Here is a 26475-nt window from a genome sequence, read left to right on the forward strand (position 1 = left end):
TCTGAGACCGTCGTCTCCTTCCCCTGCTCCCTCGATTTTGCCAGGGTTCTACAGGCTTGAGCGGCGGGCTCAGTTTGACGGTGATTCCGGCAACCTGCCAGGTCGCCATGAGTATCGCGATGGTGATCCCTTCGGCAGGCAGTTCGCCGTAACGGCAGATGAAAAGCAGATGTTTCTCAGCAACCGTTTCGAGGTCGGCGCTTACTCCGTCGAGGATGGGCGGCAACTTTGGACACGAGGCCTGGGGAATGACCAGGGCGACGCCTACGCGTTGGCCTTCCATCCGATGAAGCCGTTGTTGACGGAGGACCACCTGTTCATACGACGTTTGACCAGAGCGGGTGTCGAGCTTGCCTGCCTGCGCCGCGAGAACGGACAGATCGTGTGGCAGAAACGAACTGTCCAGGGCATCGTTTCTGACCCAATGATCTGGAACGGACGCCTGTTTGCACTGACTGCGGATCGAGGGGATGAAGATACTGTCCAAGTTGAGGCAACCTGGTTTGAACCGTCGTCGGGAGCCGTCATTGGCTCAAGTCCGTTGTTCGGGCTTCGTGACTGGCAGCATCGACTGTACGGAGGCCAACTAGCCATCAGCGATCAGCGTGCTGTCTGTACTTTGGGAGGAACGGTCGCCTGTTTTGATGCTCGGGGCGTGATGCACTGGCTCAAAAAATCGATGTTGATGCAGAAACCCGTTGATGAATTGGCGGAAGATACGCGGGTTACTCCGCCCGTGATCGAGTCTGACCGGGTCGTCGTCTCGATTCCCGGTGTCCGCGAAGTTCAGTGCTTGAGTCTCGAGTCAGGGATGACGATCTGGGAACGGCCAATCGCGAATCTACGGGGACTCATTGGTGTCTCCGGCACGATTGCGATTGCCGACACGACTACGCAACTGGTGGCTATGGATACTCGGTCTGGTAAAGTGATGTGGCGCTCGGCGTCTAAAAATCGACTGGAAGCTTGTTGCATCGCTGACACGACCGTGCTGACCAGTCGTCGCGTTACCCGGGAGGATCGCCGATCACGTCCGTTGCTGACGTGGCGGGATCTTCAGACGGGACGAGTCACGCAAGAGTCGCTCGTCGATGTGCCCCCCCGAGATGAGTTTCAAATGGGGCCGATGTGGTCCGCGGGAGGAAAATGGTGGTCACTTGTTGGGGTATCGTGGAAAAATGCAAAACGGGAAATCCACGAGTTTGTGATGGTTTCTGCCACGGTCGCCCCCGAGGCGGTCTCGGATCCGCTGGCGCACTGGGACCTTGGCTTGTCGGAAGCTCAATTTGCTGAGATCCAAACCGTGCTCCCCGGTTGGTATCCCGCCACGAACAGTAACCGCATTCAAGTCGTGTCTGACGGTCCCGACAGGTTGCCGCTGACGCTGAGGAGTCGCCTCGAACCAGAACAATCAGCCCGATGGATCAGTCGGGTTCGTTTAGAACCTGCACGAAAGCAGATGCTGCAACTGCGAGTCGGCCATCAACCGGGACAGACCTGGCAACTGGCCGTGCGAGTGGCAGATCAAATCATTCTGGAGCAAAGTGTCGGTGAAAAGAATACGGTTCGTCCTGGCTGGAAAGAGATCACTGTTGACCTGAGCCCGTGGGCGGGGCAGGATCGACTGATTCAATTGATTCAATCCACGACAGACGGTTCGACAACGGAGGCACTTTGGAAAAGTGCGGTTCTGGTCACTGAGTAAACTTCTAACCAGTCGAAGTATGAAACGCTTCGACTGGGGTCCGGCAGGCAGATTCCTCAATGTGAGGGGCTGCAGTTCACAGAACTGGGATGCTCGGTACGCATCAAGAGGGGTTCATGGAAATGCCAGCAATCTATCTGACTGAGGAAGACGTCGCCTGGTTGCTCGATATGGACACGGCGATTGATTGTGTCGAGGAAGCATTTCGTCAATTAGCGTTTGAAAAGGCAGACCATCAGCCTCGCCGTCGAGCCAGTGCGGGAACTTCCACCCTGCACATGATGTCCGCTGCTGCAGAGTACCTGAATTTCGTCGGGTACAAGGCATACGTAACGACTCGGGGGGGGAACCGGTTCCAATTTGCGCTTTCCGATGCGGAACATGGGCAGCCCGTCGCATTAATTGAGGCGAATTTGTTGGGGCAAATGCGGACGGGAGCGGCTTCCGGGGTTGCTACAAAGTATATGGCTCGTCCGGATGCCCGGATCGTGGGGTGTTTTGGGACTGGGTTTCAGGCAAGAGCCCAGTTAAAGGCGATTTGCAGCGTGCGACGAATTGAAAGAGTCGATGTCTACAGTCGCAATGCCGAGCGGCGGAGTCGATTTGCGGATGAGATGTCTGAGTACTGCAACGTCCGAATGGTTGCGGTGCATTCGCCGGAGGAAGCGGCTGCAGAAAAAGACATCGTCCTGTGCGCGACAACCAGCAAGGCCCCCTTGTTTGACGGGCATATACTGGAACAGGGAACGCACGTCAGTGCGATCGGAAGCAACTATCTGACCAAGGCTGAGATTGATGTGACCACGATTCGTCGTGCGGATCATGTTGTCTGCGACAGCCTGGAGGCGTGCAAGTTGGAGGCTGGTGATTTCGTTCCCGCCATCGAAGATGGCAGTCTGGACTGGACTCGAGTGCGAGAATTGGGTGAGGTGGTTGTGGGACGCGAAACGGGACGGGCTGTTCCGGAAGACATTACTCTTTTCAAGTCGGTGGGGTTAGCACTGGAAGACCTGGCAGTTGCAGTGCGGATCTATCAGCGAGCTCGTCTGGAAGGGCTCGGACAACCCCTCCCCTTCTGAGGGCCTCGGTGAGTCGTGACACCTGTTTTCACGGGTGTCATGGGCCTGCGGAAAACCGACACTGTCACAGAAACCAAGTGGGGGACCGGATTCCTGGCCGCAGGAACGTGAGTCACCACGGGGATCGGGATGTCTCATTCAAGTGAATACGGATCCATTCTGTGGCATTGTCAGACAGTGATCGTGAGTAACGGATTCGTAAACAGGACGGGAAATTGAGGTGAAAGAAGAATTTTTCAAGATTTTTTTCCAATTGAGAAGTTTTCGTGGCGCTGACGAGTTCATTTTGTTAGCATTTCGACCCGCCGGAGCATACGACGCCCGGTCGACTCGCAATGAAAGAAAGGATGCTATCAATGCGAACTTCGCCGCGACTGCAGCCGTCCACAGGGATGGCGGCCCCTCTGTTATGGCTTGCCTGGATCGAAGTACCAGATCAGCGACAGATTGGTTGGAGATCGCTTCCCGTTGCTAACGGCTGATCGTGCCGGCGAGTTCGCTGCGAGAGGATATAAAGTTGAAGGGTCGCTTGAACCTTTCGATTTCGGCCAGATTTGAAAATAGCTGAGCGTCCGTCAAGTGTTGATGGACCGGCTGAGAATTCCCAGGAAGTAAATTTGTTTCACGAAATGCTTGTCCGCACAGGCTACAATCACAGGGACGTGAACGAATCACAGGAGGTTTGACCCAATGCATTGTCTTAGCCCGGAATTTGCCAAGTTGTTAGACGCCTGCCGCGAGAAAGGGTACGCCACGTACCAGTTGGTCGATAAGTACCTCCCTGACGAAGGGGGGGATCCCAATATGGTCCCCGAACTGATCATTGCTCTGGAAGACCTGGGCCTGGATATCATTGATGAGCCGGATCCACGGGATCAGCCCAAGTACGAAGCGATCCCCGAATCTATGATGGAACCCGAGACGCCCTCCTCGTCGCGCGATCCCATCCGGATGTATCTCAGCCAGATGGGGCATATCCCCCTGCTGTCCCGCGAGAAGGAAATTTTCCTCGCCAAGCAGATCGAAGTCGCACGCAAATGGTTCCGTCGCAAGATCGCTGAATCCGACTTCGCCATCGGACTCGTCGTTGAGACCATCGAGAAGGTCTGCCGAAACGAGCTTCCCTTTGAACGTACACTCCGCACGAGCGAAACGGAAAACCTGCGCAAAGAGCAGATCCAGGGACGAATCCCCGTCAACGTGCCGACCATCAAGCGATTGCTGGAAGAGAACAAAGTTGACTGGGAAGCCAGCAAGGCTGCCAAGACGAAGCCTGAACTCAACGCGATCAAAGAACGAATCAAAACGCGCCGACGCAAGCTCGCCTGGCTGTGCGAAGAGCTGAGCGTCCGCACCCAGCGCATCCAGCCGATCATGCGCCGAATGGAGCAGATCGCCAAGCGGATGCAGGAACTGCAGGGCCAGATTCAGAAGCTGTCGGAACGCCGCACGGTGGCTGCCGCCAACGAAGCAGAGATCCTTCGTCGCGAACTTCACGACCTTACCGAACTGGTGCTTGAGACTCCGGCCGAATTCTGCGATCGGATGCGACGCATTATGGCCAAGTTTGACGCGTGGACACGTGGCAAGCAGCAGTTGTCAGGTGGAAACCTGCGACTGGTCGTCTCGATCGCCAAGAAGTACCGCAACCGCGGCTTGAGCTTCCTCGACCTGATTCAGGAAGGAAACGCTGGCCTCATGCGCGGTGTCGAAAAGTACGAATATCGCCGTGGCTACAAGTTCTCGACTTATGCCACCTGGTGGATTCGTCAGGCGATCACCCGTGCCGTCGCCGATCATGCACGAACGATTCGTATTCCCGTTCACATGTTCCAGTGCATTTCGCAGCTCAAGGCCAAGAGCGAACAGATTCGACAGGAAACGGGTCGCGATCCCAGCATGGAAGAACTCGCCGAAGCCGTCGGCATGTCGCTGGAAGAAACAGAACGAATCATGAAGACGTGGAAGCATCCCGTCAGTCTCGATACGCCTGTGGGTGAAAGCGAAGATGGCTCATTCGGTGACTTCCTGCAGGACGACAACGAAACGAACCCCGCTGAATCGGCCATGCAGGAAATGCTGCGGGACAAGATTGAAGTGGTGCTCCGCAGCCTGACCTACCGTGAACGCGAAATCATCAAGTTGCGGTATGGCCTTGGCGATGGTTACAGCTACACCCTCGAAGAAACCGGCCGTATCTTCAAGGTGACGCGCGAACGCATTCGACAGATCGAGTCCAAGGCGCTTCGCAAGCTGCAGCACGAAACCCGCGCTAATCACCTGCGTGGATTTGTTGACACCACCGGCGATGAAGCATTGGTCCCAGTTGATGTCGAAGGGGACACCAATGTGGAAGAGAGCGAAGAAGCCTTCGCCGTCGCCAGCTGATCGGCTTACGATCGGTTAGCGATTCGCTGATGTGACGGATTTTGAGCCCTCCTGAGTCTTAGGACTTGGGAGGGTTCTTTCGTTCCTGCAGTTCTCTCTGAATTTCGCGACGGTCCAGCAGAATCGCCAGGACACCCAGTACCCCGATGGAGATCACCTCGACCGTCATTACGGTCGCCCCATGTCGGTTGAACCAGACGTTCACGGGAGCTTCAGGATTCCCCAGCAGCATCGCCACCATGGCGAGGATCGTGATCACGAAAACCGTCGTGGCGACGGCCGTGAGGTTGAAAAACAGTTGAGGCAACTTCATCAGTAGCTTTCGCAGTGCGATGGTCAGAGGAGAATCCAGCAGACGACTCGGCAGTCCATTGGGCCGCTTTGAACTGTTGCTGTCAAGTTTGGCCGATGGTCCCTTGAGAGATGTGAGGATGTGACTCCCGTTCTGCGGCTCTCAACGTTCCCGATTCACGTAACCCATGTTGGCACGTCGCATGTGTCAGGCTTCGCCTGTGCTGCGTTGAACCGTTTGCCTAGAAAGCGAAATTGATCGCGACTGTGGCTGATCGCATCTTCGGGGGTGAGACGACGGTTCACGCTCTGCTTACCGAAGTTCCGCCAGATTGAAGGTGCGACCGACGGAGCGCGCTTCCATTTCCAGTAATCGCAGTTTGAACTTTGTTCCTGCCGGTGACGTGTAACCTCCCAGCTTTCCTCCTGCCGCCAGGACACGGTGGCACGGAATCAGAATCGGAAACTGGTTTGTCGACATGACAGTTCCCACAGCTCGGGCAGCACCGGGATGTCCAGCCATTGTGGCCAACTCTCCATACGAGGCGGTCTGCCCGTGACCGAGTCGGCGTGTGGCGTCAACGATATTTCGTCGGAACCTGGTCAGCTTTGGCAATTCAATCTCGACCTCGGAAAAGTCGACAACGTCGCCGTCGGCATAGGCGGTAAACAGTTCGCGCAGTTCGGGGCTCCAGTCATCGTAAAGGCACGCCCCCCCCGATCGCGACTTTGCCTGATTCCGGATCGCTGTCTCCGACCCGTAGCCAGCAAAAATACCAATCAGTTTGTTCCTCTGGCCGAGCAGGCCGATCCAGCCCAACGGAGTGGTGAAGGCTGAAAGCAGGAGCGGTGCGGGATTTTCCGCTGCGGCCGATTCCCGCTCAAGCGAGGACGACGGACGGGCTGAATTCTTCACTGAGGAAACTCCGCGAGCCAGCGCGGATCGACGTTCTACGTGTCGTTCCGCGAGCCCGGCTTGCCTGCACAGGGACGTTGTGAAATGCACAAACACTATTTCAACAGACGGGGCCCCGGTTCAACAACTGGTTTCGGTCGTATTTTTTGAGCGCCAAGGCATTCGTGCGGGGGCCCGATCAGACGACTGCTTGACCTTGCGTGAGGTCAGTGGGCATCAGAACGCCGTGCGTCGACGATCTCGGATGAGAGGGCTGACTCTTTGACCCCTGTTCCGCCGACCCCTACAATGCGGCTGCCTGCGCGTTGTAACCTGTTACGAGCTTCTGTGAAGGACACGGTCTGCTGCGAAATTCAGGCAGGGTGCTGTCCGAGGGGGGATTGTTTCTCGATCTCATCCCGGTTCCGGCACGTTAGATCATTTGAGGAATAAATTTGATGTCTTCGTATTCCACCCTCGCCGACGACTTCTACGTCAACATGACTCTCAATACGGAGATGGCACTACCCGCAGGGCGTGAAACGACCCTCAGTTTCTTCGAGCGGGTTCGTAAGCAATACCCTACGATGCGGAATTTCTACACCCGCGAGAATGGGGACCACGTCCTTGAAGAGGACAAAGATCAGGGACATCAGCGCTGGTGCACGCTGGAACCGCGACGAATCTGCAGCGGCTACATCAATCCCGATGACGTCGAAGACGCAGTTGAACAGCATAAACTGGTACTGCAACTTGTTCCCTACATGCTCTCAGTCAGTTCGCTCGATTGCGAAGCTCTCGACTACATGATGGGCTTCGACTTTAACTACCGGGGAAACCACGACGAACTGGTCGCCGAAGCGCTGGGAGTCAGCTCGGCACTGGACGGACTACTCGAGATTCCCGGTCGTCAGGTTCTGAACTTTGAACCGATGATGACGATTGCGCTGGAAGAAACGTGCCGACGACAGGCACGGCTCATGATCGAAACCCGTACGAATGCGTATCAGGTGCGTCGGGGCGATTTTCCGGAAGAACACATCAGTGTATTCTTTACCGTGCGTCAGTACGGCAGTCTCGAATCCGACAGCTCTTACGAAGGGACGCTCGGCGAACTCCGGACGCAGTGCGAATCACTGCTCGAGAAATACGTGATCGATCAAGTGCTTCGTCCCCTACAACAGGCCATTTCGACGAAATAGGAAATCCTCTATGACGGTCCAGCTGAGTGAGTTTGCTAAATCGCTTTCTGTCGAAACCGCGTTCAATGTGCTGGCAGTTGCCAAGTCGCTGAAGGCCGCGGGGAAGGATGTCGTCGAGCTGGAAATCGGTGACAGCCCCTTCGATAGCACGGCATCCGCGAAGTCGTCGGGTGTCGAAGCGATCCAGCAAAACAAGTCTCACTATTGTCCGTCACCGGGTTTGCCTGAATTCCGCGAAGCGGCCGCCCGGTTCGTGAAACACGAATTCGGGATTCCGGCTGAGGCCGCCAATATCGTCGTCGCTCCCGGGGCGAAAGTATTCGAGCAGTATTTCTGTGAGGCATTCCTGAATCCCGGGGATGGCGTACTGGTCTTCAGCCCTTACTTCCCGACATACCTTCCCAATATCCTTCGTCGCAATGCGCGACCTGTTCTCGCCCCACTGAAACAATCCAATGGTTTTCGGCCGGAACTTTCCGCGATCGAAAACTTTCTCACGACGGATCCCTCGCCCAAAGCGATCTTCTTCAACTCTCCACACAACCCGACCGGCGGCGTGATGACGCGTCAGGATCTGCGGGACGTTGCTGACCTGCTTCGTGGAACGAACATCGCCGTCTTCAGCGATGAGCCCTACTGCCACATGGTCTGGAAGGGGACGCATGAGTCACTGCTGTCCGAACCGGGCATGCTGGAACGGTCTGTGGCTGCGTACACGTTCAGCAAAAGCTACAGCATGAGTGGCTGGAGGCTCGGATTCTCTGTCGCGTCGGCTGAGGTTTCGGATGCGATCGGGAAGATGATCAATACCACTCTCTCGTGTACGCCCCCGCTGGTGCAACTGGCGGGCAAGGCCGCGCTGGAACGGGATACTGCCGAGCGTGACGTCGTGATGCAGAAGTTCCGCAAGAAGGTTGAACTCCTTACGAACGGACTCAACCGTCTGGAAGGCTTTCGGTCGCTGGACCCCGCTGCCACGTTCTATGTATTTCCAAACGTTGCTCCGGTCTGCAATAAGCTCGGTATCACAAGTCACGGTCTGGCGCTCTATCTGCTGGAAGGGGCCGACGACAAATTTGGAGTCGCCTGTCTGGGTGGGGAATGTTTCGGCGATGCGGGAGGCGGCTTCTTACGATTCAGTTGTGCCGAACCGGATGAGCGACTGCAGCAGGCGCTCGACTTCCTGCCGGTTGCCATCGGCCGGTCGGACCGAGTCGCCGCTTATCTCGAGAAGCATCCGAAGTATCGTCTGACCGGGAAATACCAGGTTGACTGAGCCGAAGTTGGCAGCGAAGGGGCCGCGTATTTCAATCGGGCTGCGGGGACGACTGCAGATATGCCCGTGTCGTCGTCTCATGGCCGAACCAGGGTCGGTGTCCTGAACTCGATCCGGTCCTTGGTTCGTCCTTTGCACAGCCCGTTGCGCGGCCGATCAATTTTGGATTCTGGACACCGGATGCCAGGCGCAACGCCTTGACCCGGTATTGGTGCGACCTCTGTCGCTGAACCCTGCCAGTGAACCGTACCCTGCAACCTCAAAGTACCAGTCCTCACGCATGCCTAAACCACTGTTGATTCTGAATGTCGTTGGCCTGACCCACGAAATGCTGGGGCCGAATACTCCTCATCTGTCGAGACTTGCCAGTGAGGGATTTGCTCGTCCCATGGGGACCGTGCTGCCGGCAGTCACCTGCTCGGCGCAATCGACGATTTTGACCGGGGCCCTGCCTCGAGAGCACGGCATCGTTGCGAACGGCTGGTACTTCCGTGATCTGGCCGAAGTCTGGTTGTGGCGCCAGTCGAACAGGCTGGTTCATGGGAGTCGGATTTACGACGAAGGGAAAAAGCGGGATTCGAGTTACACCACCGCGAAAATGTTCTGGTGGTATAACATGTATGCCGATGTCGGATGGTCGATGACTCCACGACCCAGCTATCCCGCTGACGGACGGAAAGTTTTTGACTCGTACAGCCAGCCGGCGGGTTTGAAAGACGAACTTCAGGCCCGGCTGGGTGTCTTTCCACTTCCCCGCTTCTGGGGCCCTGCGGCGGATATTACAAGCTCCCGCTGGATCGCCGATGCATCGGTCGAAGTGATGAAGCGTCACCGGCCCAGCCTGACACTGATCTATCTTCCCCATCTGGATTACGGTTTGCAGCGGCTGGGGCCGCACGATCCTCGCATCGCCGAGGACATCCGCCTTGTCGACGCCGAAGCAGGCAAGTGCATCGCCGCAGCTCAGGAGATGGGGGCGGATGTGATCGCATTGTCCGAGTACGCCATCACGGAAGTATCACGACCGGTTCATATTAACCGAATCCTGAGACGACACGGCTACGTGGCGACCCGGCGTGAGGCGCTGGGCTGGGAGACGCTCGACTGCGGGGCGTCTCGCGCTTTTGCGTTAGCCGATCATCAGATTGCTCATGTTTACGTGCAGCGGCCGGACGATATCAAGGCGATCAAACTGCTGCTGAGCCAGACGGAGGGAGTTGATCTGGTTCTGGATCGCGCAGAGCAACGCCAATTCGGCATCGATCACGAGAGATCTGGAGAACTGGTTGTGGTCGCTGACAAGAACGCCTGGTTCACCTATTACTTCTGGGAAGATGATCGTCTCGCACCGGACTATGCACGGACGATCGACATCCACCGTAAGCCCGGTTACGACCCGGTGGAACTGTTTATCGATCCGAAAATCGCTTTCCCCAAGCTGCGGATCGCCTGCCGGCTTGCACGAAAGTTGCTCGGATTTCGCTACTACATGGATGTTATCGGGTTGGATGCCACTCTCGTCAAAGGAAGCCACGGTCGACTTCCGACACCCGGTCACGAGACGAGCGAAGCCCCAGTCTTCATCAGTTCCAGCCGCGCGATCGAAACCGACGATATCCCCATGACCCGCGTTAAGGAACTGGCCCTGCAGCTCCAGTTTAGCTGAAATCGCCTACTTCCCTTTTCCGTGTGACATCGCTGGCGTGAGAATCACGCCAGCGACGTCAGGGCGAGAGAGTTCACTCGCACACTGCTGCTGGCTTCTCGTACGATCGAATCAAAACCGTCACGACAGAGTATTAAGGCAGATACCGTTCGGCACTCTTGTTCAGCGGGTGTTCGTCAGTTCGACCATGTGCATAGACGGCGGTCCACTCAGCCAGACGCCTGCCCAACTTCCGGCATGCCGCTTCAGTGTCTTCGTCGCGGGGTTCCTTGGCGGCGACGGCACCATAGTGAAGTGTTAGATCACCGCTGACGTAGTCGGTTACGCCGAACACCAGAAACCCGAAGTTCATCAGCACGGTCAGAAGACTCTGGCAGGCCATTTCCGACCCACCCCCCCATCCTCCCGATGAGCTGAAGGCGCAGGCAATTTTGCCATCGACTTTGGCCCACTGGGGAATCATGACTTCGTCCCAGAACCGTTTCATTTTCCAACTGAGTAATCCCATGTTCGTGGGACTTCCGACGGCAAGTCCATCGCACCAGATCACATCGTCGGCAGTGGCTTCATCCACACTTCGCAACCGAACTTCGGTGTCGGAGATACTGCCAGCCCCTTCCGCAACGAGCGTTGCCATCCTGGACGTATGGCCGGAATGGGAATCGAACAGGACAAGGATCTTATTCATGTTGTCTTCTTCATAAGGTGGTCATTGGCGGTAAGGGATGCGCACTTGATGTGCCGAAACTGACAAACCTGTTGCCACTGTGCGAGGGCTGATTCCGTCAAGTTGAGTAACGGTCGTCAGTTCGTTCTATTGGCCTGGATCGCCTCTGTCGGAAATAGGCCACGGCCGGGAGAGGGAGTGAGATTCTTCCGCATCTTAAGTACCCATTCGCGGAACAGGAATCGTTCCGGACTCTGTCATCACGAGGGTCAGCGAGATTCATTCGCGATTTCTCGAAATCGAGCTCTCGCGCGATCGAACGTTTCACGCGCGACATCCCGCTCGGCGGCGGCGATATTTTTCTCGCGGTTTTTCCAGAGAAGTTCGATGGTCTGTTCGCACCACCTTGCACTGTCGCGCGAAGCGCGGATGGGACGGTCGTTGATAAGGACATTCACCGGGTTCGTGTGGAGCTGAGGAAACTGCCGCAGCGCGATCCAGCTACTTTCGGTCAGTGGTACGTCGAAAGCGAGCTCGTGCACTTTGCCATCTGCGGGAACGGTCTGTTTTGCCACGGGGCGACCGTTGGAAACAATTTCGACTTCACGCTCGCCACCGGTCGTGACGGCGTCCTGGCGGGGGCCGTGCAGGAGGACGGTGTCGCCGATGGTGCGCCGGCCCGAGGGAGGATTGTCGGTCCCGTGTGCGACCGCAACAGGCGTCTGAGGAGCGAAGCAGACACGTGCCGTAACACGGACCTGCGCAGGTTCGGTCAGTTTCACATCGTGCCCGGGGCGGAACTCGTTGACGTGAAAATCGAGAGCATGTGCAAAACCGTCCGATACGTACGAGTGTCCTTTCGCCAACCCTTCACACCACTCGGGGAAGTCGAGCGGTCGATGAGGCGAAAGCGTTGTCCGGGGTGTTCCGTCCGGGTTGACGAGTTGTACGTAGACTCGCCCCTGCCCTACCCGGCGGCTGCTCATACAGGGAAAGTCTGTTTCGCCACTGACTTTAATTGGGAATCCGCAATTCAGCAGGTGGTACCACGTATTCCATTCCTGGATGCGTTGCGTATCCATGGCACTGATGAAATCACAGACCCCTTCGACTGCGGTCACGCAAATTTCCATGGCGCCGACACCATTCATTTCGGGGATCGCCAGATTGGGCAGCCGATCTGCCGCGCGATCGTGACTCCATCGAAGTTCGTCTTCATCCAGTAACTGGTCACCGTTCTTGTCAATTTCCTGCCACGGTTCCGGAAGAAGTGCGGTGGTCGCTTCGTCCGACGACAAAATCCCATCCTGATTTCCGTCATATCGATGCAGAGCACGTCTTGCCGCAGCGACAGGATCGATTGCCAGTCCGCTGGCCGAGTGAGCATACCCGGTCACTCCTCCTTGCGCTTTTGCCCAACGCATGACGGGTGTGGTCCATGTTGGCCAGCCCTTCGTCATGGTTCCCTCGGAACCCGGATAGGTCTGGTCCTGGAGGTTCAGAAGGCAAACGTGTCCCAGCGCCTGCGAGCCAAATCCACTGACCTCAAGATCGTATTTGAGAATCGTGAGCGGTTCGCTCACATCATGCGGCTTCGGTGCAAAGTATTGCCGCTGATGCCCATAGCAAGGCCCCCAGGTGAGGATACAGCCGACGTTCAGACCTTCTCCTTTGACTTGCCGGAACATGTCCTCAGGGAGGACCCCTTCCGAGGGGGATGTGTAGTGCGCGCAGCCCGCCGCGTGGATATGGTGATCGCCTGAGTAAAAGCCGAAGGCCTGAGGATCAATCCACCGTTCCAGACGAATCTCCAGTTTGGTATCCGCATCGCTTGCGTCAGGTTCGCGGTCCTTACCGGAGCGATCGGGCACCGTCAGTGTCTGCTCACGGGTCCAATATTCAGGGCCTCGGCCCGACTGGACCCGGAATCGACCGGGGGGGAGCTGTACCGATTCGCCGTCCGCCCGGTAGATTTGTGGCTGAAAGAAGAAGTCGGGAGCGAGTCGCTTTGCTTGAGGCGGATAGACACGTCCCTGCTCATCACGAATCAGCAGTGATGCCGTGGTTGGCCTTCCCGTTTCATCCAGAATGGAAAGTCGGACGGGGATGGCGGGACGAACTGTGAATAGCACGGGAACTTCTCCCCGAAAGCCCAGATCCTGTTCACCCTGACCCAGATCGAAGCCGAGCGTCGCTTCTCGCTTGCCCGCCTCGGTACTCAGGATCAATGCCACGGCGTATTCGACCTCCAGACCGCTCAACCGGTCAGTCATAGGGGGATGCTCGTACATCTCCAGCGCCAGGAATCGTCCTCGGTCGCGATTTGAGTTTTCGTTTTCGATTAGCTCAAGGGATTGCTGCCGCTGCATGCTGAGCTTTGTTACACCCGAGTAAACGGCCCCTGCCTGCGGACTGACGATGCGAAGTCGTCGGGTCGCGGTACTGGCATTGAGGACTTTCACAAGTACCGGGGTGAAGCCATATTGCTGGAGAGTGGCCGGTGCGGGACCCCGACGGACCCGAACGCGTTCTTCGGGATTGATCGTGACGACCAGCAGGACCGCGGCATCCAGGTCCGCCTGAAGCTGCTCAGCGTCTCCCTTCTCGATCCCCAGTTCCAGCGATTGCACGATGGGTTCCGGGAGGGGATGCCCGACCACGTTGAGTGCCGTAATTATCCGGCGAATATTCTCGCTCAATGGCTGCGCTTCGACGGGCACTCTGTCTGGCATTCTGCCGACGCGATCCTCTGCCCGAATCTGTTGGCGCGCGAGAATCAATGGCACACAGAGCGCTAAGATCAGGAGGCCAGCACGCATTTTGCGTCCTTCAAGCTCGGGGTGAGGATGTGAGCAGGTTCAACCGTCGGTGAGGGGTTCATCTTACGAAAAAGCCCGATCGGAATCCTTCATTCCGGTTGTCGTCAAACGACAGGTGCCACTGGACGGCGGACGGTTGCGGTGCGTTCCCAATCTGGCGCGCTCTCTGCGCAGGGCTGAGGCCAGCGGAAGAACATTTTCGGACGCTGACCTTGCGGGTCGTAGTGATACGGATGCTGAGGGAAACCGCCCGGGATATTTCGTTCGCGCAAGCCTCAACTCAAGAAATTATCTCGAGTCGCAAAAACTGCCGATCCTCATGAGACCCAACTCGCTGCCGCCCGAGGGCCATCTGGCTGCGCCGTCAACATACGGACTGAACCTCCAGGGATGGATGGAATTGCTGTCGCGCACGGCAAAAACACCTCCCCAAGTTTTGCGTCCCTGGAGTCTTGCTCAATGAAAATCATTCGTCTCTTCAGATGTCTTAGCCGTGATCAAGCGGCGAATAGCGTATCGATCATGATCGCACTCGCCGCCATCGTCTTCCTGCATCTGGAGAGTTCACCGACCCCTGCCGGAGCCGATATTGCGCGACGCATCACGAAGAAACAGACGCATGTCATTGCGGCTGCCAGATATGCCTCGCGAGGACAAGCGGGCGGGGCGGAGGGATCTGCCTCCGGGGAGGGGGAAGACTTTGCTCTCGACGATCTGAGTGGCAAGATTCGGTTGCTTGAGCGGGGAATTGAATTTCTGGAGAAGGTTCCTCATTACACGGCTGTGTTCGTCAAACAGGAACTGGTGAACGGCGAACTGCTCGACGAGCAGGAAATGGAAATGAAGGTTCGTCATCAGCCGTTCAGCGTGTACCTCAAGTGGTCCACGGGCGAAGTCGGGCGTGAAGTGCTTTACGTCGACGGCATGAATGACGGACGGATTACCGCTCATGGAGGAGGATGGAAAGCACGCCTGCCGACCGTGTCGCTGGAACCAAACGGGAGTATGGCGATGGCCGAGTCGCGACATCCCATTACGAAGGCGGGACTATATAGTCTCGCTCAGATGATGGTCGAAATTCATCGCGAAGACCTCGAAAAGCAGAACTATTCCCGATTCGAAAAGCTGCCCGATGAGGAATTCGATGGCCGTCCCTGTCACGTCTACCTGATCGAATACCGGGATCGACAGGCGTGCGAACACTATCGCAAATCGATCACGTATATCGATAAAGGATGGTCCCTGCCCGTTTACACGAAGAACTATGGCTGGCTGGACGGTCAGGTCCCTGCTAATCCGGATGAGTATGACTCGGCGACTCTGCTGGAATACTACAGCTTCGCCAATATCAAGTTCCGCTCGAATCTGGTCGCTCTCGATTTCGACCATAACAACAGCGAGTACGGCTTCAAGCGGCAATAACCATCGACAGCCGATTTCGACACAGATACAGGGAATCGCGGGAACTGCTTGGTCCAGTCGGATCAAGCAGTTTTTTGTTGTTACTGGTGTGATTCAGAGGGCGTGGGTGGCGCCGAATCATCTCTGACGAAAGCGGATCTCAGCAGAGCCACCTGCGACTTTGAGCCTCACGCTGCAACCGTGGCGAAGTATCACTGTGGTAGTATCACAGCGGTGAAGTATCACCATCGGCGTGACCTTGGGATGAACCCCGCAGCAGCGAGAGGGGATGACGCGGCGGGACTGCGTCGGGGGCTGACTGGCGATGTCGTCTGCAACTTGGTTATGGTGTTCCGAGGCCCGTCACATGACGATTGCTCGAAGTTCGTAATGGCCAGGATTCTCCGGCACGTTCGAACAACAGTCGCGTGAACAGGTGATGAGCCCCCGGACAATCCGTACGACATCAGGGTGATCAGCAGATGCCAAGAGTCTTCGTTGTGGCGGTCGTCAGCAGCTGGTTGTCAGTTGCGTCATCCATGATCTTCGCTCAGGGACTTAGTCCTGATGAAGCCGTGAAGCGAATGACAGTCCCGGCTCCTTTCGAAGTTCAAGTTGTGGCTTCGGAGCCACTCGTTCGCCAACCCGTCTGCATCGAGTTCGATGACCGAGGTCGACTTTGGGTCATCCAATACCTTCAGTACCCCAACCCGGAAGGACTAAAGCGTGTCGAAGTAGATCGGTATTCCCGTACGCGTTATGACCGGGTTCCCGAACCACCGCCACACGGTCCGCGAGGGGCCGATCGCATCACGATCCTTTCTGATTTCGACGGCGATGGCCGAATGGATAAGGGCCATGATTTTGTCAGCGGGCTCAATCTAGCGACAGGCCTGGCATTTGGACACGGCGGCGTCTTCGTCCTGAACGTGCCGTATCTCCTCTTTTATCCCGACAGGAATCGGGACGATATCCCGGACGGCGACCCGGAAGTTTTGCTGACGGGATTCGGGATGGAAGACGCGCACAGTGTCGCCAATTCGCTGACGTGGGGACCGGACGGCTGGTTATACGGATGTCAGGGAAGCACCGTCACAGCCAATATTCGCGGCATCGAATTCCAGCAAGGTGTCTGGCGGTACCATCCGAAGACGCGCGAGTTTGAACTCTTTTGTGAGGGGGGCGGCAATAGCTGGGGACTCGACTTTGACCGAACGGGTGAGCTCTTATACAGCACGAACTACGGGGGGCATGTTCTGCTGCATGGGATTCAGGGTGCCTATCTGGTGAAGTCGTTCGCGAAACATGGTGCCCTGCATAATCCTCATGCCTATGGATACTTCGACCACGCGCCTCACAAAAACTTTCAGGGGGGGCACGTCACCGTCGGAGGAATCGCCTATCAGGGAGATTCATTTCCTGAGCAGTTCCGCGATAAATACATCGCAGGTGACCTGCTGGGGCACGGCCTCTACTGGCACACGATCGAACCACGCGGGTCCACATTTCAGACGGCGCATGGAGGTGAGTTGATTGTTGCGAATGATTCCTGGTTTGCTCCGACCGATGTGACCATGGGCCCGGACGGTGCAATTTATGTCTCCGACTGGCACGACGCCCGGACGGCCCATCCGGATCCTGATGCGGAATGGGATCGATCCAACGGTCGGATTTATAGGGTTGCCCCGCGGGAAACGCGGTCCGCAGCCCCGATCGACTTCTCCCGTTTATCCGTTACGGAACTGCTTGCGCTTCTCAAGCATCGAAGCCAGTGGTACGTCCGCTGGGCGCAACGGGAACTGGCTCAGCGCGGTGCCGGCAAGTCCGAACTGCTGACCATGATTGAAGGCTCTGATGAAACAGTCGCTTTGCAGGGACTGTGGACGCTGCACGCCATGGGGGAATTCACTGAAGAGCTGGCTCATCGTACGCTGAATAGTCCGCATCCCGCTGTCCGCAGTTGGACCGTGAGATTTCTCGGCGATGCCCGTGTCATTTCCACTGAGATGGCTCATCAACTGGACGAGTTTGCCGAGCAGGAACCCGATGCCCGGGTGAGGCGACAAATCGCCTCGTCCGCAGCACGTTTTCCGGCCGCACAGGGGATGCCCATGATCAACGCCAATATCAATCGTGACATTGATGGAGATGACCCGGCGATTCCTTTGATGTGGTGGTGGGCGATCGAACGCTACAGCGTCAGCGACCGGAACGAAGTGATGCGACGGTTCCTTCGACCAACTTTGTGGAAGTCACGGCTGGGGAGCCAGTTTCTACTGCCTCGCCTGATCCGGCGTTATGCTGCCGAGGAAGAGGGAGCGGGACTGGAAGCTGTTGTCCAACTTCTCAAGTCGGCCCCGTCTGCACAGAGCCGTGATTCTCTTTGGAGCTCCATTTTTCTGGGGCGAGGCGAAGTCGCTGGCAACCTCAGTTCCATTTCCGGCGCACACGAAACAAGTCTGCAAGAGCTACGCCATCTGGTCGCTGCCCGCCTTGACGAGCGGCCTATGGATCTGACTCTGCTCAATCTTTCTCTCAGCCTGGGTGACAAAGACGCTTTGGTGAGTGCGTATGCCGAAGCCCTGAATCCGCAAACGGAAACCCGTCGCCGGATCGCTCTGCTGGATGTCCTGTCTCCTTACGCTGATCCCGGCCAGATTGCACCACTGCTGAACATCGCCGCGGCCGACGGGGACGAACAACTGCGACTTGCCGTGGTGAAGTTTCTTGGCCGGTTCGAGGACGAACGGATTCCCCCCGCATTGATTCGTCTCCACCAGGCAACCAGTCTGGCACCGCTCCAGCGACAAATCTGTGACGTTCTGCTCGGTCGCAAGTCATCCGCAAAGGTCTGGCTCGCGGCAGTGGATGAGGGTGAGGTCCCTGCCACGGCGACTAATCACGAGCAGCTCCAGCGCGTGGCCCTTTTCCACGATCCCGAGTTAGACGCTCTCGTGAGAAAGCATTGGGGTCAACTTGGCAGTTCGCCGGGCGAAAAACTGGCTGAAGTTCGTCGCCTGAGCAATGATCTGAGGGCTGCCGCAGGTCAGCGAAGCGCGGGACACGCGCTGTTCAAGACGCACTGCGCTTCATGCCATCAATTGCATGGTGAAGGGACGCGACTGGGGCCTGACCTGACGACGGCCAATCGCAAGGATCGCGACTTCATGCTGATCAGTTTGGTCGATCCCAACAGTGTCATTCGGAAGGAGTACACCAGTCTCATTGTCCAGACGAAAGATGGACGTGTGCTGACCGGACTCGCGGCGGCACGCGATGACGCAGGAGTGACGCTGATCAACGCGAAGAACGAAAAAACGACAATACCGCTGAGCGAAATTGAAGAACTCAACGAATCGCCCGTTTCCCTGATGCCCGATGATCTTTACAAGAAGTTCACGCCTCAGCAGCTTCGCGATCTGTTCTCGTACCTGGAATCCAGCGAACGGTAATCAGGCGAAATTTCACGGAAAACTGATCGTCGTCGGGTGGCAAAGTCGTGTGTCCGGTGGCCCTGACGGCGGGGTGGCCCAGACGGCGCTTTGAGCGTCTGGGTTGCCATGCAACAACAGGCGTTGTGGCCGAGCGGATGTCCCCGATGAGCCGTGTCTTGTCATCGTCCGAAACCGGGCTCGAGCAAGCACAGCACTCCGAAAACAGTCCTACCGCATAAGTGAATCCGTGACGAATAAGGCAAGCGTTGTCGCGGTGTGGTCCCGACGTCGCTTTGCACGCCTGTTGTGCTGTGGGGGGGAGACTCGGGCGCGATTGCCCTTAGGCGATTCTGCAGGCTGTCATTCCATTGTTTTCCCGATGCGTAACAGCGTTCTGGTTTGCAGAGTAGTGGACTTCTATTTCAAAGGTTCCGGTTTCCCTTCTGCCATTTTTCCCAGCATGGAATAGATGTTGATCAGGGCGCGGTTCATCATTTCTTCTCCAGCTCCGATCTGGGCCGGGGAGACGGGGGGATCCGCTCCGTAGCCACCCTCTGAGATGGCCTCGATGGTGGGAAAGTAGTTCATATAGCCGTTGCAGTATCCAAAGAAGAGCGTGTGCTTCACGTAACTACGTTCGCGCAACCGCACGGCATGGTTACTGAAGAATTCGCCCGAGCCCCCCACGATCGCAATTTCGCGGTTGAGCAGGAGGGTGTTCAACTCGGGGTGCATCCCGTTTTTGTATTCTTCCGCGAAGTTGCGTACCAACTCGGGAAAGAAGGCCTGACCATAGAGAAACAGCACTGCCGGGTTATTGAGATCAATTCGGGTCTCGAACTCGAAGTGATCAACACGCCCCTGAATCGAGGGGTGTTCCGGCACGGTCGTCTCTATCGCGTTCGCCACTTTCACGCATTCCTCACCCAGAAGTTCGCCGAACGCCTGCGGTCCTTTTACGTTGATCGCGTTGACGCTCATATCCCCCGAAGCACCCTGCATGAACAGACAAGGGGCACTCAGCTCCTTCTCGACGTGCTTCATCATGAAGCCGGGGTAGTCCGCAGAAAATTTGAGAATTTCACCGCTGGTCATGACAGGATGAGCAGCAAAGTTAACGAGGGTGGCGATCGTCCGACCGTTCGTACTGTCAAACTTCATGACAGAAAGGAGTGGGTCGCGGGCGGGGGGCTGGCGTTTGCTCTGGCGATTCCGGTTATAGGGGACTTCGATCGAATTCACCCCCAGGCGGGCTGGTTCCAGTTTCGTCGCCGCTTCGATGATGGTCTCGCTCAGCATTTGTGGGAGTGTCTTGAGGTATCTAACTGCGGCGTCGAATCGTCCTTTGCCAAATCCTTCACGATCGGTCAGTTCCAGAACCGGACCGTGATGCGTATGCGATCCGACAATCAGAACGTGTTCGATCCGGGCTTGCTCACGAATCGCGGCGCGGATTTCGTTCATCATCGCAGTGGTCGGGGCTCGTCCCATGTCGAGCCCAACCAAAGCAACTCGGTCGTCTCCTGCCTCCACGACAATCGCCTTGGCCATCAAGGGGTCAAGCGTGCCTTGTGAAAGCATGTCCTTGCGGGCTCCATAGCCCCACATCGGCATGGGGACCGGGGGTGTCACGTCTTTTTGAGCGAATCCAACGCGAAAGACTGGTTCGTCTGCATCTACGGACACGGTCGCTAGCAGAGCAAGAATCAGGCACATGACAGGGAAGGAACGGCGCATTTTAGCCCTCAGACGTCGTTTATCGTGTTCGTTTTGTGGTCTACGGGAGGTGGATGAAGTGGTCCACAGTTGAATGGTCAACCTGAAATTGCAATTGTGACAGTCGATGCGTTGAAAGTGAAGCTGCACTCGTTCACGCTTTCACGTCACGTTCCTGGCCCTATCGATGAGGAGTTCTCGATGCATCGTGGTCTGATCTGGATTTCCGTGACCTGTTTTGTGTTGTTCAGCTTACCCGCCTCATCGCAGGAGTCACCGTCGGCCAAACGGACTTATCACAATCAGTTGAAGCGCATCAAGCAGCCGACGCCCCTTCTCGCCGACTTTCCCGAGTTCTTCGAACCAATCCAGGAATCAGTTCACTTTGAAGCTCCCCCGATTGTGGTGGACGACGGAGCCGACCTGCACGTGCGTGCCTGGAGATTTTCCTACAACGCGCGCGGCATTATCGAAATGCCTAATCACCTGAAGGCCTCGGGAACGGCGATTATTATGGTTCATCCCTGGGGAATCGATGATGGTCAGGGCTGGATTACACCCGAGCCTGCCGGAGTCGCTGACTTCTGTACGATCGAAAAGAATCATCTCGCGGCACGGCACACGCGAGAGATCGTAAAGCCTTTCATCAATTCGTTACGAGGGAAGGTTGGGGCTGTTCTCTATAGTCTGCCCGGTGAACGCGATCCAATCCGTCATAAGCTGTACCGCTCGTTCACTCACAAACCGACTCCTGAAGATCGTGCCGAAGGGGCGAAAGAACTGACGGAAAAGCTCGCTCGCTTCAAGTACGAGGGCGAGCCGCTGACCCCGGAACTGCTGCTGTCACGGGATAAACCCGTGATCGATTATTTCAAGCAGTTTCCCGGTCTGGACTCGGGACCAAAGTACAACAATGCAGGATTTTGGCAGTTACCCATCCCGGTAACGACGGATGTCGACGTCCACCCCGATGACGTGATCATCTACGATACCGAAGGCTATGAACCCCTCAAGAAGTTCCTGATCTCTAACGGCATTCGCCATGTATTACTGACGGGCTATGCAACGGATATGTGTTTCTGCCGCACGACAGCCGGCTATGAAAACCTTTCCAAAGACTTCAACGTATTCCTGGTGGGGGATGCTTCGCTGGCAACTTTCCCCTCGAATAACACTCCGAAATTTGCCGTGAATGCCGCGATCTCATTTGCCGCATTGAACCAGTTGATCACTCAAGTCTCGTGGGTCAAATCGGAAGGAACTGCACCATGAATTCGTATTCACGCAGGGACTGGTTACAGGCAATGACTGCGTTCAGTTGCGGGGGGATCGCCACGGGGATGCTGGGGGGCAGGCAACTTCGTGCCGCCGACTTAGATCAATGCCTCGTTGCGATCACGCTGGATCTCGAAATGAGTGCCAATTTTCCGACTCGGGAAATGACTCACTGGAATTTCGAGAAAGGGAATCTGAATGAAGAGACAAAGCGGTACTCGGTCGAGGCAGCGAAGCGCGTGAAAGCAGCCGGTGGCTTGCTGCACTTCTTTGCGGTGGGACGCGTGTTCGAACAGGAGAACACCGACTGGCTGAAGGAGATTGCACGTGGGGGGCATCCCATCGGCAATCATACTTACGACCATATCAATGTCACCGCAACCACAGTGAATGACCTTCAGTTTCGATTTCAGCGATCTCCGTGGCTGCTGCGAGGTCAGTCTGTTCCGGACGCAATCCGCGAGAATATTGTACTGATGAAGCGAGCGATGGAATCGCGGGTGGAACTGGAACCGGTGGGATTTCGCACTCCTGGCGGGTTCGCAAACGGGTTAAAGGAACACCCTCAGGTCCGGTCGCTGTTGATGGAACTTGGCTATGACTGGATCAGCAGTCTTTATCCGCCGCATCCCAATACCCAACCGATGGAAGAACCCTCGACAGCGGTGCTGGACGGAATTGTCGCGGCCCAGCAGAACGCTCAGCCGTTCATCTATCCCGACGGATTGATCGAGATTCCGATGAGTCCGATCAGTGATATCGGAGCCTTTCGGACGGGGCGGTGGAAACTGGAGTGGTTCCTCAAGGCAATCCGGCTGTCGCTCGAATGGGCGATCGAGAATCGCGCCGTGTTTGATTTTCTGGCTCATCCGAGTTGCCTGTACGTCGTTGATCCCGAGTTTCGATCGATTGAACTGATCTGTGATCTGGTCCGGAAAGCAGGTAATCGAGCTGCCATTGTGGAGCTGCGGACTTTCGCCGAGCGTGCAAGAAGATCGAAAGCGTGACGCAGGACGACGTGAGCTCAAAACGTCAGAATTGCTGAATCAAGCACTGGAGAGATTTTTCTGAGCTTCCCGATGAAGTCCTGCTCACGGTCACACAGACGAGTTCAACCTGTTAATCTGTGCGGAATAGATTCCTGGTTCAACGATCTCTGCAGGTGAGTTTTCCATGGCGGGAGCCGAACAATATCTGAAACCGTCCGTGATCCGTAATGTGTCGCGTCTCGATCTGCGAGCGCGATTTATTGTGGAAGGGTTCTTGACGGGGCTCCATTCCAGTCCATTTCACGGCTTCAGCGTCGAATTCAGTGAGCACCGCCGCTACGCGCAAGGAGATGATCCGAAGAATATCGACTGGCTGGTCTACGCCAAGACAGATCGATACTACATCAAAAAGTTTCAGGCCGAGACGAATATCTCGGGCTATCTGCTGATGGATCTCTCGGAAAGTATGTCGTACACGTATCGGCAGGAACTCAATAAATTCGACTACTGCATCTGTCTTGCCGCCGCGTTGGGATACCTGATGATTCATCAGCAGGATCCCGTGGGACTGATGACCTTTTCTGAGAAGTTGCATGCCTGTCTGCCCGCACGCAGCAAACGAAGCCAACTGGGCAACATTCTGTCACTTCTTTCCAAAGCAAGTCCTGCTGGTCAGACCGACGTTGCCGGAAACCTGCGCCGCGTCGCCGCGATGATCCGCCACCGCAGTCTGTTCATGTTGTTTTCAGATCTACTGTGTGACCCCGAACCGGTCATCGATTCAATCCGGATGCTGCGCCATCGTGGTCATGATGTGATCGTCTTTCATGTTCTCGACGAAGCCGAAGTCAACTTTCCCTTTGACAGCCTCTCTGATTTCGAAGACCCCGAGTCAGGGGACCGTCTGATTGTTGATGCGGTGGGGATTCGGGGTGACTATCTCGAGGCCATGCAGAACCTGCGGAACCTGTACAAACGGGAATGTCTCCGCATGGGCGCCGACTATGTTGCGCTGGATACGAGTCTGCCATTCGACCGGGCGCTGGTCGAATACCTCTCGCAACGACAGGCCCGCTTCTAAAGACTGTCTGAGCAGTCTGTCTGACCTGTGACAGGCAGTTTGTACAGAATTGCTGACGCAATTCCCTACATGATTTCGCAGGTTCTTGCGGCGCTCGTCGCTGCGCTGGCCGTGCAATTCCTGTTCGCAGGTGAGAAAGTCGCCGCGATTCAAACGCTTGATCTCTCCAAGACGATTCCACAGGCGCTGCTGGCTGAATTCCTCTACACCTTCGCATTGGCTTACGTCGTTTTGAACGTCGCTACGGCGAAGGCGAATGCCAATAATTCCTTCTACGGCCTCGCAATCGGTTTTACAGTCCTGGTCGGGGCTTTCTCCGTCGGCGCCATCTCGAATGGCGCGTTTAATCCGGCCGTTGCCGTCGGCCTTGTGACCCTGAAATTATCCGCTCTGTCGGATATCTGGGTGTATCTGGCAGGCGATTTCGCTGGGGGTGCACTGGCGGCAATCGTCTTCAAGATCATCAATCCCGATGACAAGTAATCGAGTGCTGACGCATCGAGAAGATCAATTCGCGAGGTGACAGAATGAGGCATCGGGAGCTGTCCCATGCCTCATTTTTCTTCGGGCTGTTTGTCCGTAAGAGCAATTTGCTTCCAGTAGGCTGTGGCGTTGGGAGTCTGGCCCGATTGGTCCCGCACTTCCAGCAAGACCTTCTGCCCCGCGTAACGCGCCAGGTCGACTTGCAGCCGAACCCATCCCTCTTGACTTGTCAGCTCATCGTTAATGAGCCGGTCATGAATCGTCTCACCGTTTGCCCGAACAATGAGTCGCCATTCTGATTCCGGTGAATTGGTGACGACCAGATCCAGTTCCATGGGACGCTCCGCTGGCAAGTGAACTCCGGCCCTGAAGGTCAGCGGTTTGTCCAGACCATTCGGTTGCGTTTGCACGACCTGGGGTTGACCGCGAAATTCTGCCAGACGACCTAACCCCTGCGGCATCTCAGGTGACGAGAACAGAGGAGCAACCCGCGAGAATTCCGTGGCGAAGTCTGCGGCAGGAATGGGGACATCGTCGTTCAAAGCGTCCGGCGGACGAGTCGATTGCTGGTGTCGGCGCTGTTGGGAGATGTATTCGATATCGGACTGCGTTCTCGCGAGGTAGAGCGAATCAAACCAGCAGGCATCGCCGTCTGTGGCTTTGAGTGCGATGCCTGTCAGCAACAGGGTTCCGAAGTCCCCGAAAAGGTCACGCTGGATTGTCTGCCAGTTCCGGGGCAAATCACCGTGCAGCCACAGGGGATGGCGCACTGACGTCGTGACTGCACCCGCCTCATAGCTGTAGGCGAAACGTTGACCACGCTCGTCAGGAACAAGTGTACGGCGACGGGCGACGTCGAACGAATGGGGTTCGCGAATGGGGTGCAGACCCTGATCACGAAATTCACCATGATTGGCAAGCTGAAGCTGAATTCGGGTTCCCGTCTGCTGTTTCCATGCGAAGAGCAGGTAACGATATTGACCCAGTTGCGGATGCTCAAAAATTGCCGCTTCCAGCCCTGGCACTGCCGGCTTGCCCACCGAAGGAGGGAAGACTTTCAATGAGTGCGTTCCCGAGAAGGGTTGGTCAGGGTCGACTTCCACACTTCCCTCACCCTGGGTGAGCTGCCGGGAAAGATCCTCATGATCTTCAAACAGCGGAAGTACTCCGGGAGGGTGCTGCGTTAACGCAAATCCACGCCAATCGATCCATGAGCGTTCGTCTGACGGATAGACAACCACATCAACGGCGATTGTTGATCCCTGGAACCCTTCAATCGGGATCAGCATTGGTTCCGGATCCGTAATCGATTGACGACTTGGAACATCGAATTCCCCGTATACTCGCCCCTCGATTCTTATCTGGACGGCAGAAGGAGACGAAGTCTCAAGAAAGCGACTACCGTTAAGAACCAGCCAGCGATCACTTTTACCTACTTTGACTTTCCGCGACATCGTATAGAAAGAATCGGTTGAGCGGGCTGTTATTCGGAAATGCGGATCGCGGGGATCAAGAGAGTTCGTCGTGTTGGAAATCACCATCGAACGGAGATCGACGGGCGAAATTGTCCATCCGATCAGACCGGCCATACGACCTGTGGCTCTCCGCGAGACTTCCTCCCGTAACATCGCGGCATCCAGTTTCAGTTCAGGTTCGTACCAGTTGAACACGTCGCGAATGTCGAAGGGATCTGCTCCCGACGGGCGATCCTCATGCGCCATCTCGGTACGAAGTGTCAGAAGCTTCTCGTCGTCATCACCGACTGGAAGTTCGGTCCAGGGAAGTTCCTCGACATTCGTGGAACCGACGAGCCCGTCGCGCCGGATGATGGGTTGCTGCTGTCCGAACAGAATCTCAGCATTCACACATCCCCCCTCTTGCACCGAGCGGTCCAGTCCGAACAGGGTTCGAAAGGCGCGAGCCGATTCGGGGTAGCGGAATGTCAGCGAGGATGACCCATGAACGCCGAATCCCCAGCCAAATTCCTGATGTCGTGACTGAAGCGGCCCGTGTAGAACATTCTGATCGTGTTGGTAGTCCCAGATCCGTCCGAAAACCGCCTGATGTGAGATGTTGACGGGGAGCGTCATCGACAGCGGAACCTCCTC

The 26475-nt window shown here is 56.4% G+C and carries 19 protein-coding genes; 13 read left to right on the forward strand and 6 right to left on the reverse strand.

The genetic code is table 11. The features are described from left to right. The 4 genes from VGE80_RS04555 to VGE80_RS04570 all read left to right on the forward strand — a co-directional run. The coding region (locus VGE80_RS04555; RefSeq protein ID WP_440591825.1) for an outer membrane protein assembly factor BamB family protein at positions 1 to 1705 on the forward strand (1705 nt) is incomplete at its 5' end. 116 nt (positions 1706 to 1821) lie between these two features. After that, positions 1822 to 2784 carry an ornithine cyclodeaminase family protein gene (locus tag VGE80_RS04560; RefSeq protein WP_373652417.1) on the forward strand — a complete coding sequence of 321 codons (963 nt, stop codon included), beginning with the start codon at positions 1822 to 1824 and terminating at the stop codon, positions 2782 to 2784. A gap of 356 nt (positions 2785 to 3140) precedes the next feature. Further along, positions 3141 to 3266, forward strand: coding sequence for a hypothetical protein (locus VGE80_RS04565; RefSeq protein WP_373652416.1), 126 nt, complete (start codon positions 3141 to 3143; stop codon positions 3264 to 3266). Between the two features lie 208 nt (positions 3267 to 3474). After that, on the forward strand, positions 3475 to 5172 hold the full coding sequence (locus VGE80_RS04570; RefSeq protein WP_373652415.1) for a sigma-70 family RNA polymerase sigma factor: 1698 nt from the start codon (positions 3475 to 3477) through the stop codon (positions 5170 to 5172). A 58-nt stretch (positions 5173 to 5230) separates the two neighbouring features. Here the strand turns inward: VGE80_RS04570 and VGE80_RS04575 are convergent, their stop codons facing one another. Beyond that, positions 5231 to 5485, reverse strand: coding sequence for a hypothetical protein (locus tag VGE80_RS04575; protein WP_373652414.1), 255 nt, complete (start codon positions 5483 to 5485; stop codon positions 5231 to 5233). Between the two features lie 291 nt (positions 5486 to 5776). Then, the gene (locus VGE80_RS04580) at positions 5777 to 6379 is read right to left on the reverse strand and encodes a methylated-DNA--[protein]-cysteine S-methyltransferase (protein ID WP_440591826.1); all 603 of its coding nucleotides are present in this window, start codon (positions 6377 to 6379) and stop codon (positions 5777 to 5779) included. Between the two features lie 437 nt (positions 6380 to 6816). Between VGE80_RS04580 and VGE80_RS04585 the strand changes: the two genes are divergently transcribed. The 3 genes from VGE80_RS04585 (at position 6817) to VGE80_RS04595 (ending at position 10502) form a co-directional block, all read left to right on the forward strand. Further along, complete coding sequence (locus VGE80_RS04585; protein ID WP_373652412.1) at positions 6817 to 7560, forward strand: hypothetical protein; 744 nt, start codon at positions 6817 to 6819, stop codon at positions 7558 to 7560. A gap of 10 nt (positions 7561 to 7570) precedes the next feature. After that, positions 7571 to 8836, forward strand: a complete 1266-nt coding sequence (locus tag VGE80_RS04590) for a pyridoxal phosphate-dependent aminotransferase (RefSeq protein ID WP_440591827.1) — start codon at positions 7571 to 7573, stop codon at positions 8834 to 8836. Positions 8837 to 9116: 280 nt separating this feature from the next. After that, a complete protein-coding gene (locus VGE80_RS04595) occupies positions 9117 to 10502 on the forward strand; it encodes an alkaline phosphatase family protein (RefSeq protein ID WP_440591828.1) in 1386 nt (461 codons plus the stop codon). Between the two features lie 133 nt (positions 10503 to 10635). Here the strand turns inward: VGE80_RS04595 and VGE80_RS04600 are convergent, their stop codons facing one another. Beyond that, positions 10636 to 11190: a flavodoxin family protein gene (locus tag VGE80_RS04600; RefSeq protein WP_440591829.1), complete on the reverse strand. Its 555-nt coding sequence runs from the start codon at positions 11188 to 11190 to the stop codon at positions 10636 to 10638. Positions 11191 to 11438: 248 nt separating this feature from the next. Next, positions 11439 to 13901, reverse strand: a complete 2463-nt coding sequence (locus VGE80_RS04605) for a CehA/McbA family metallohydrolase (protein ID WP_440591830.1) — start codon at positions 13899 to 13901, stop codon at positions 11439 to 11441. Positions 13902 to 14447: 546 nt separating this feature from the next. Here VGE80_RS04605 and VGE80_RS04610 point away from each other — a divergent pair. After that, on the forward strand, positions 14448 to 15410 hold the full coding sequence (locus VGE80_RS04610) for a DUF1571 domain-containing protein (protein ID WP_440591831.1): 963 nt from the start codon (positions 14448 to 14450) through the stop codon (positions 15408 to 15410). A gap of 461 nt (positions 15411 to 15871) precedes the next feature. Beyond that, positions 15872 to 18841, forward strand: coding sequence for a PVC-type heme-binding CxxCH protein (locus tag VGE80_RS04615; RefSeq protein ID WP_440591832.1), 2970 nt, complete (start codon positions 15872 to 15874; stop codon positions 18839 to 18841). A gap of 399 nt (positions 18842 to 19240) precedes the next feature. On the opposite strand, the gene VGE80_RS04620 is transcribed toward VGE80_RS04615, so the two are convergent. Further along, entirely contained in the window at positions 19241 to 20560 is a 1320-nt protein-coding gene (locus VGE80_RS04620; protein WP_440591833.1) for a neutral/alkaline non-lysosomal ceramidase N-terminal domain-containing protein, read from the reverse strand. A gap of 180 nt (positions 20561 to 20740) precedes the next feature. On the opposite strand from VGE80_RS04620, the gene VGE80_RS04625 reads away from it, so the two are divergent. From VGE80_RS04625 to VGE80_RS04640, 4 genes are all read left to right on the forward strand, one after another. Further along, complete coding sequence (locus VGE80_RS04625; protein ID WP_440591834.1) at positions 20741 to 21811, forward strand: isochorismatase family protein; 1071 nt, start codon at positions 20741 to 20743, stop codon at positions 21809 to 21811. After that, on the forward strand, positions 21808 to 22821 hold the full coding sequence (locus VGE80_RS04630; RefSeq protein ID WP_440591835.1) for a polysaccharide deacetylase family protein: 1014 nt from the start codon (positions 21808 to 21810) through the stop codon (positions 22819 to 22821). The genes VGE80_RS04625 and VGE80_RS04630 overlap by 4 nt, the downstream gene beginning before the upstream one ends. 166 nt (positions 22822 to 22987) lie before the next feature. Then, complete coding sequence (locus VGE80_RS04635) at positions 22988 to 23884, forward strand: DUF58 domain-containing protein (RefSeq protein ID WP_440591836.1); 897 nt, start codon at positions 22988 to 22990, stop codon at positions 23882 to 23884. Positions 23885 to 23911: 27 nt separating this feature from the next. Next, the gene (locus VGE80_RS04640; RefSeq protein WP_440591837.1) at positions 23912 to 24367 is read left to right on the forward strand and encodes an aquaporin; all 456 of its coding nucleotides are present in this window, start codon (positions 23912 to 23914) and stop codon (positions 24365 to 24367) included. 71 nt (positions 24368 to 24438) lie between these two features. Here VGE80_RS04640 and VGE80_RS04645 read toward each other — a convergent pair. After that, positions 24439 to 26475 (reverse strand): NPCBM/NEW2 domain-containing protein (locus VGE80_RS04645; protein ID WP_440591838.1); only part of this gene is annotated, 2037 nt, incomplete at its 5' end.

The organism is Schlesneria sp. (genome assembly GCF_036405755.1).
GTDB lineage: Bacteria > Planctomycetota > Planctomycetia > Planctomycetales > Planctomycetaceae > Schlesneria > Schlesneria sphaerica.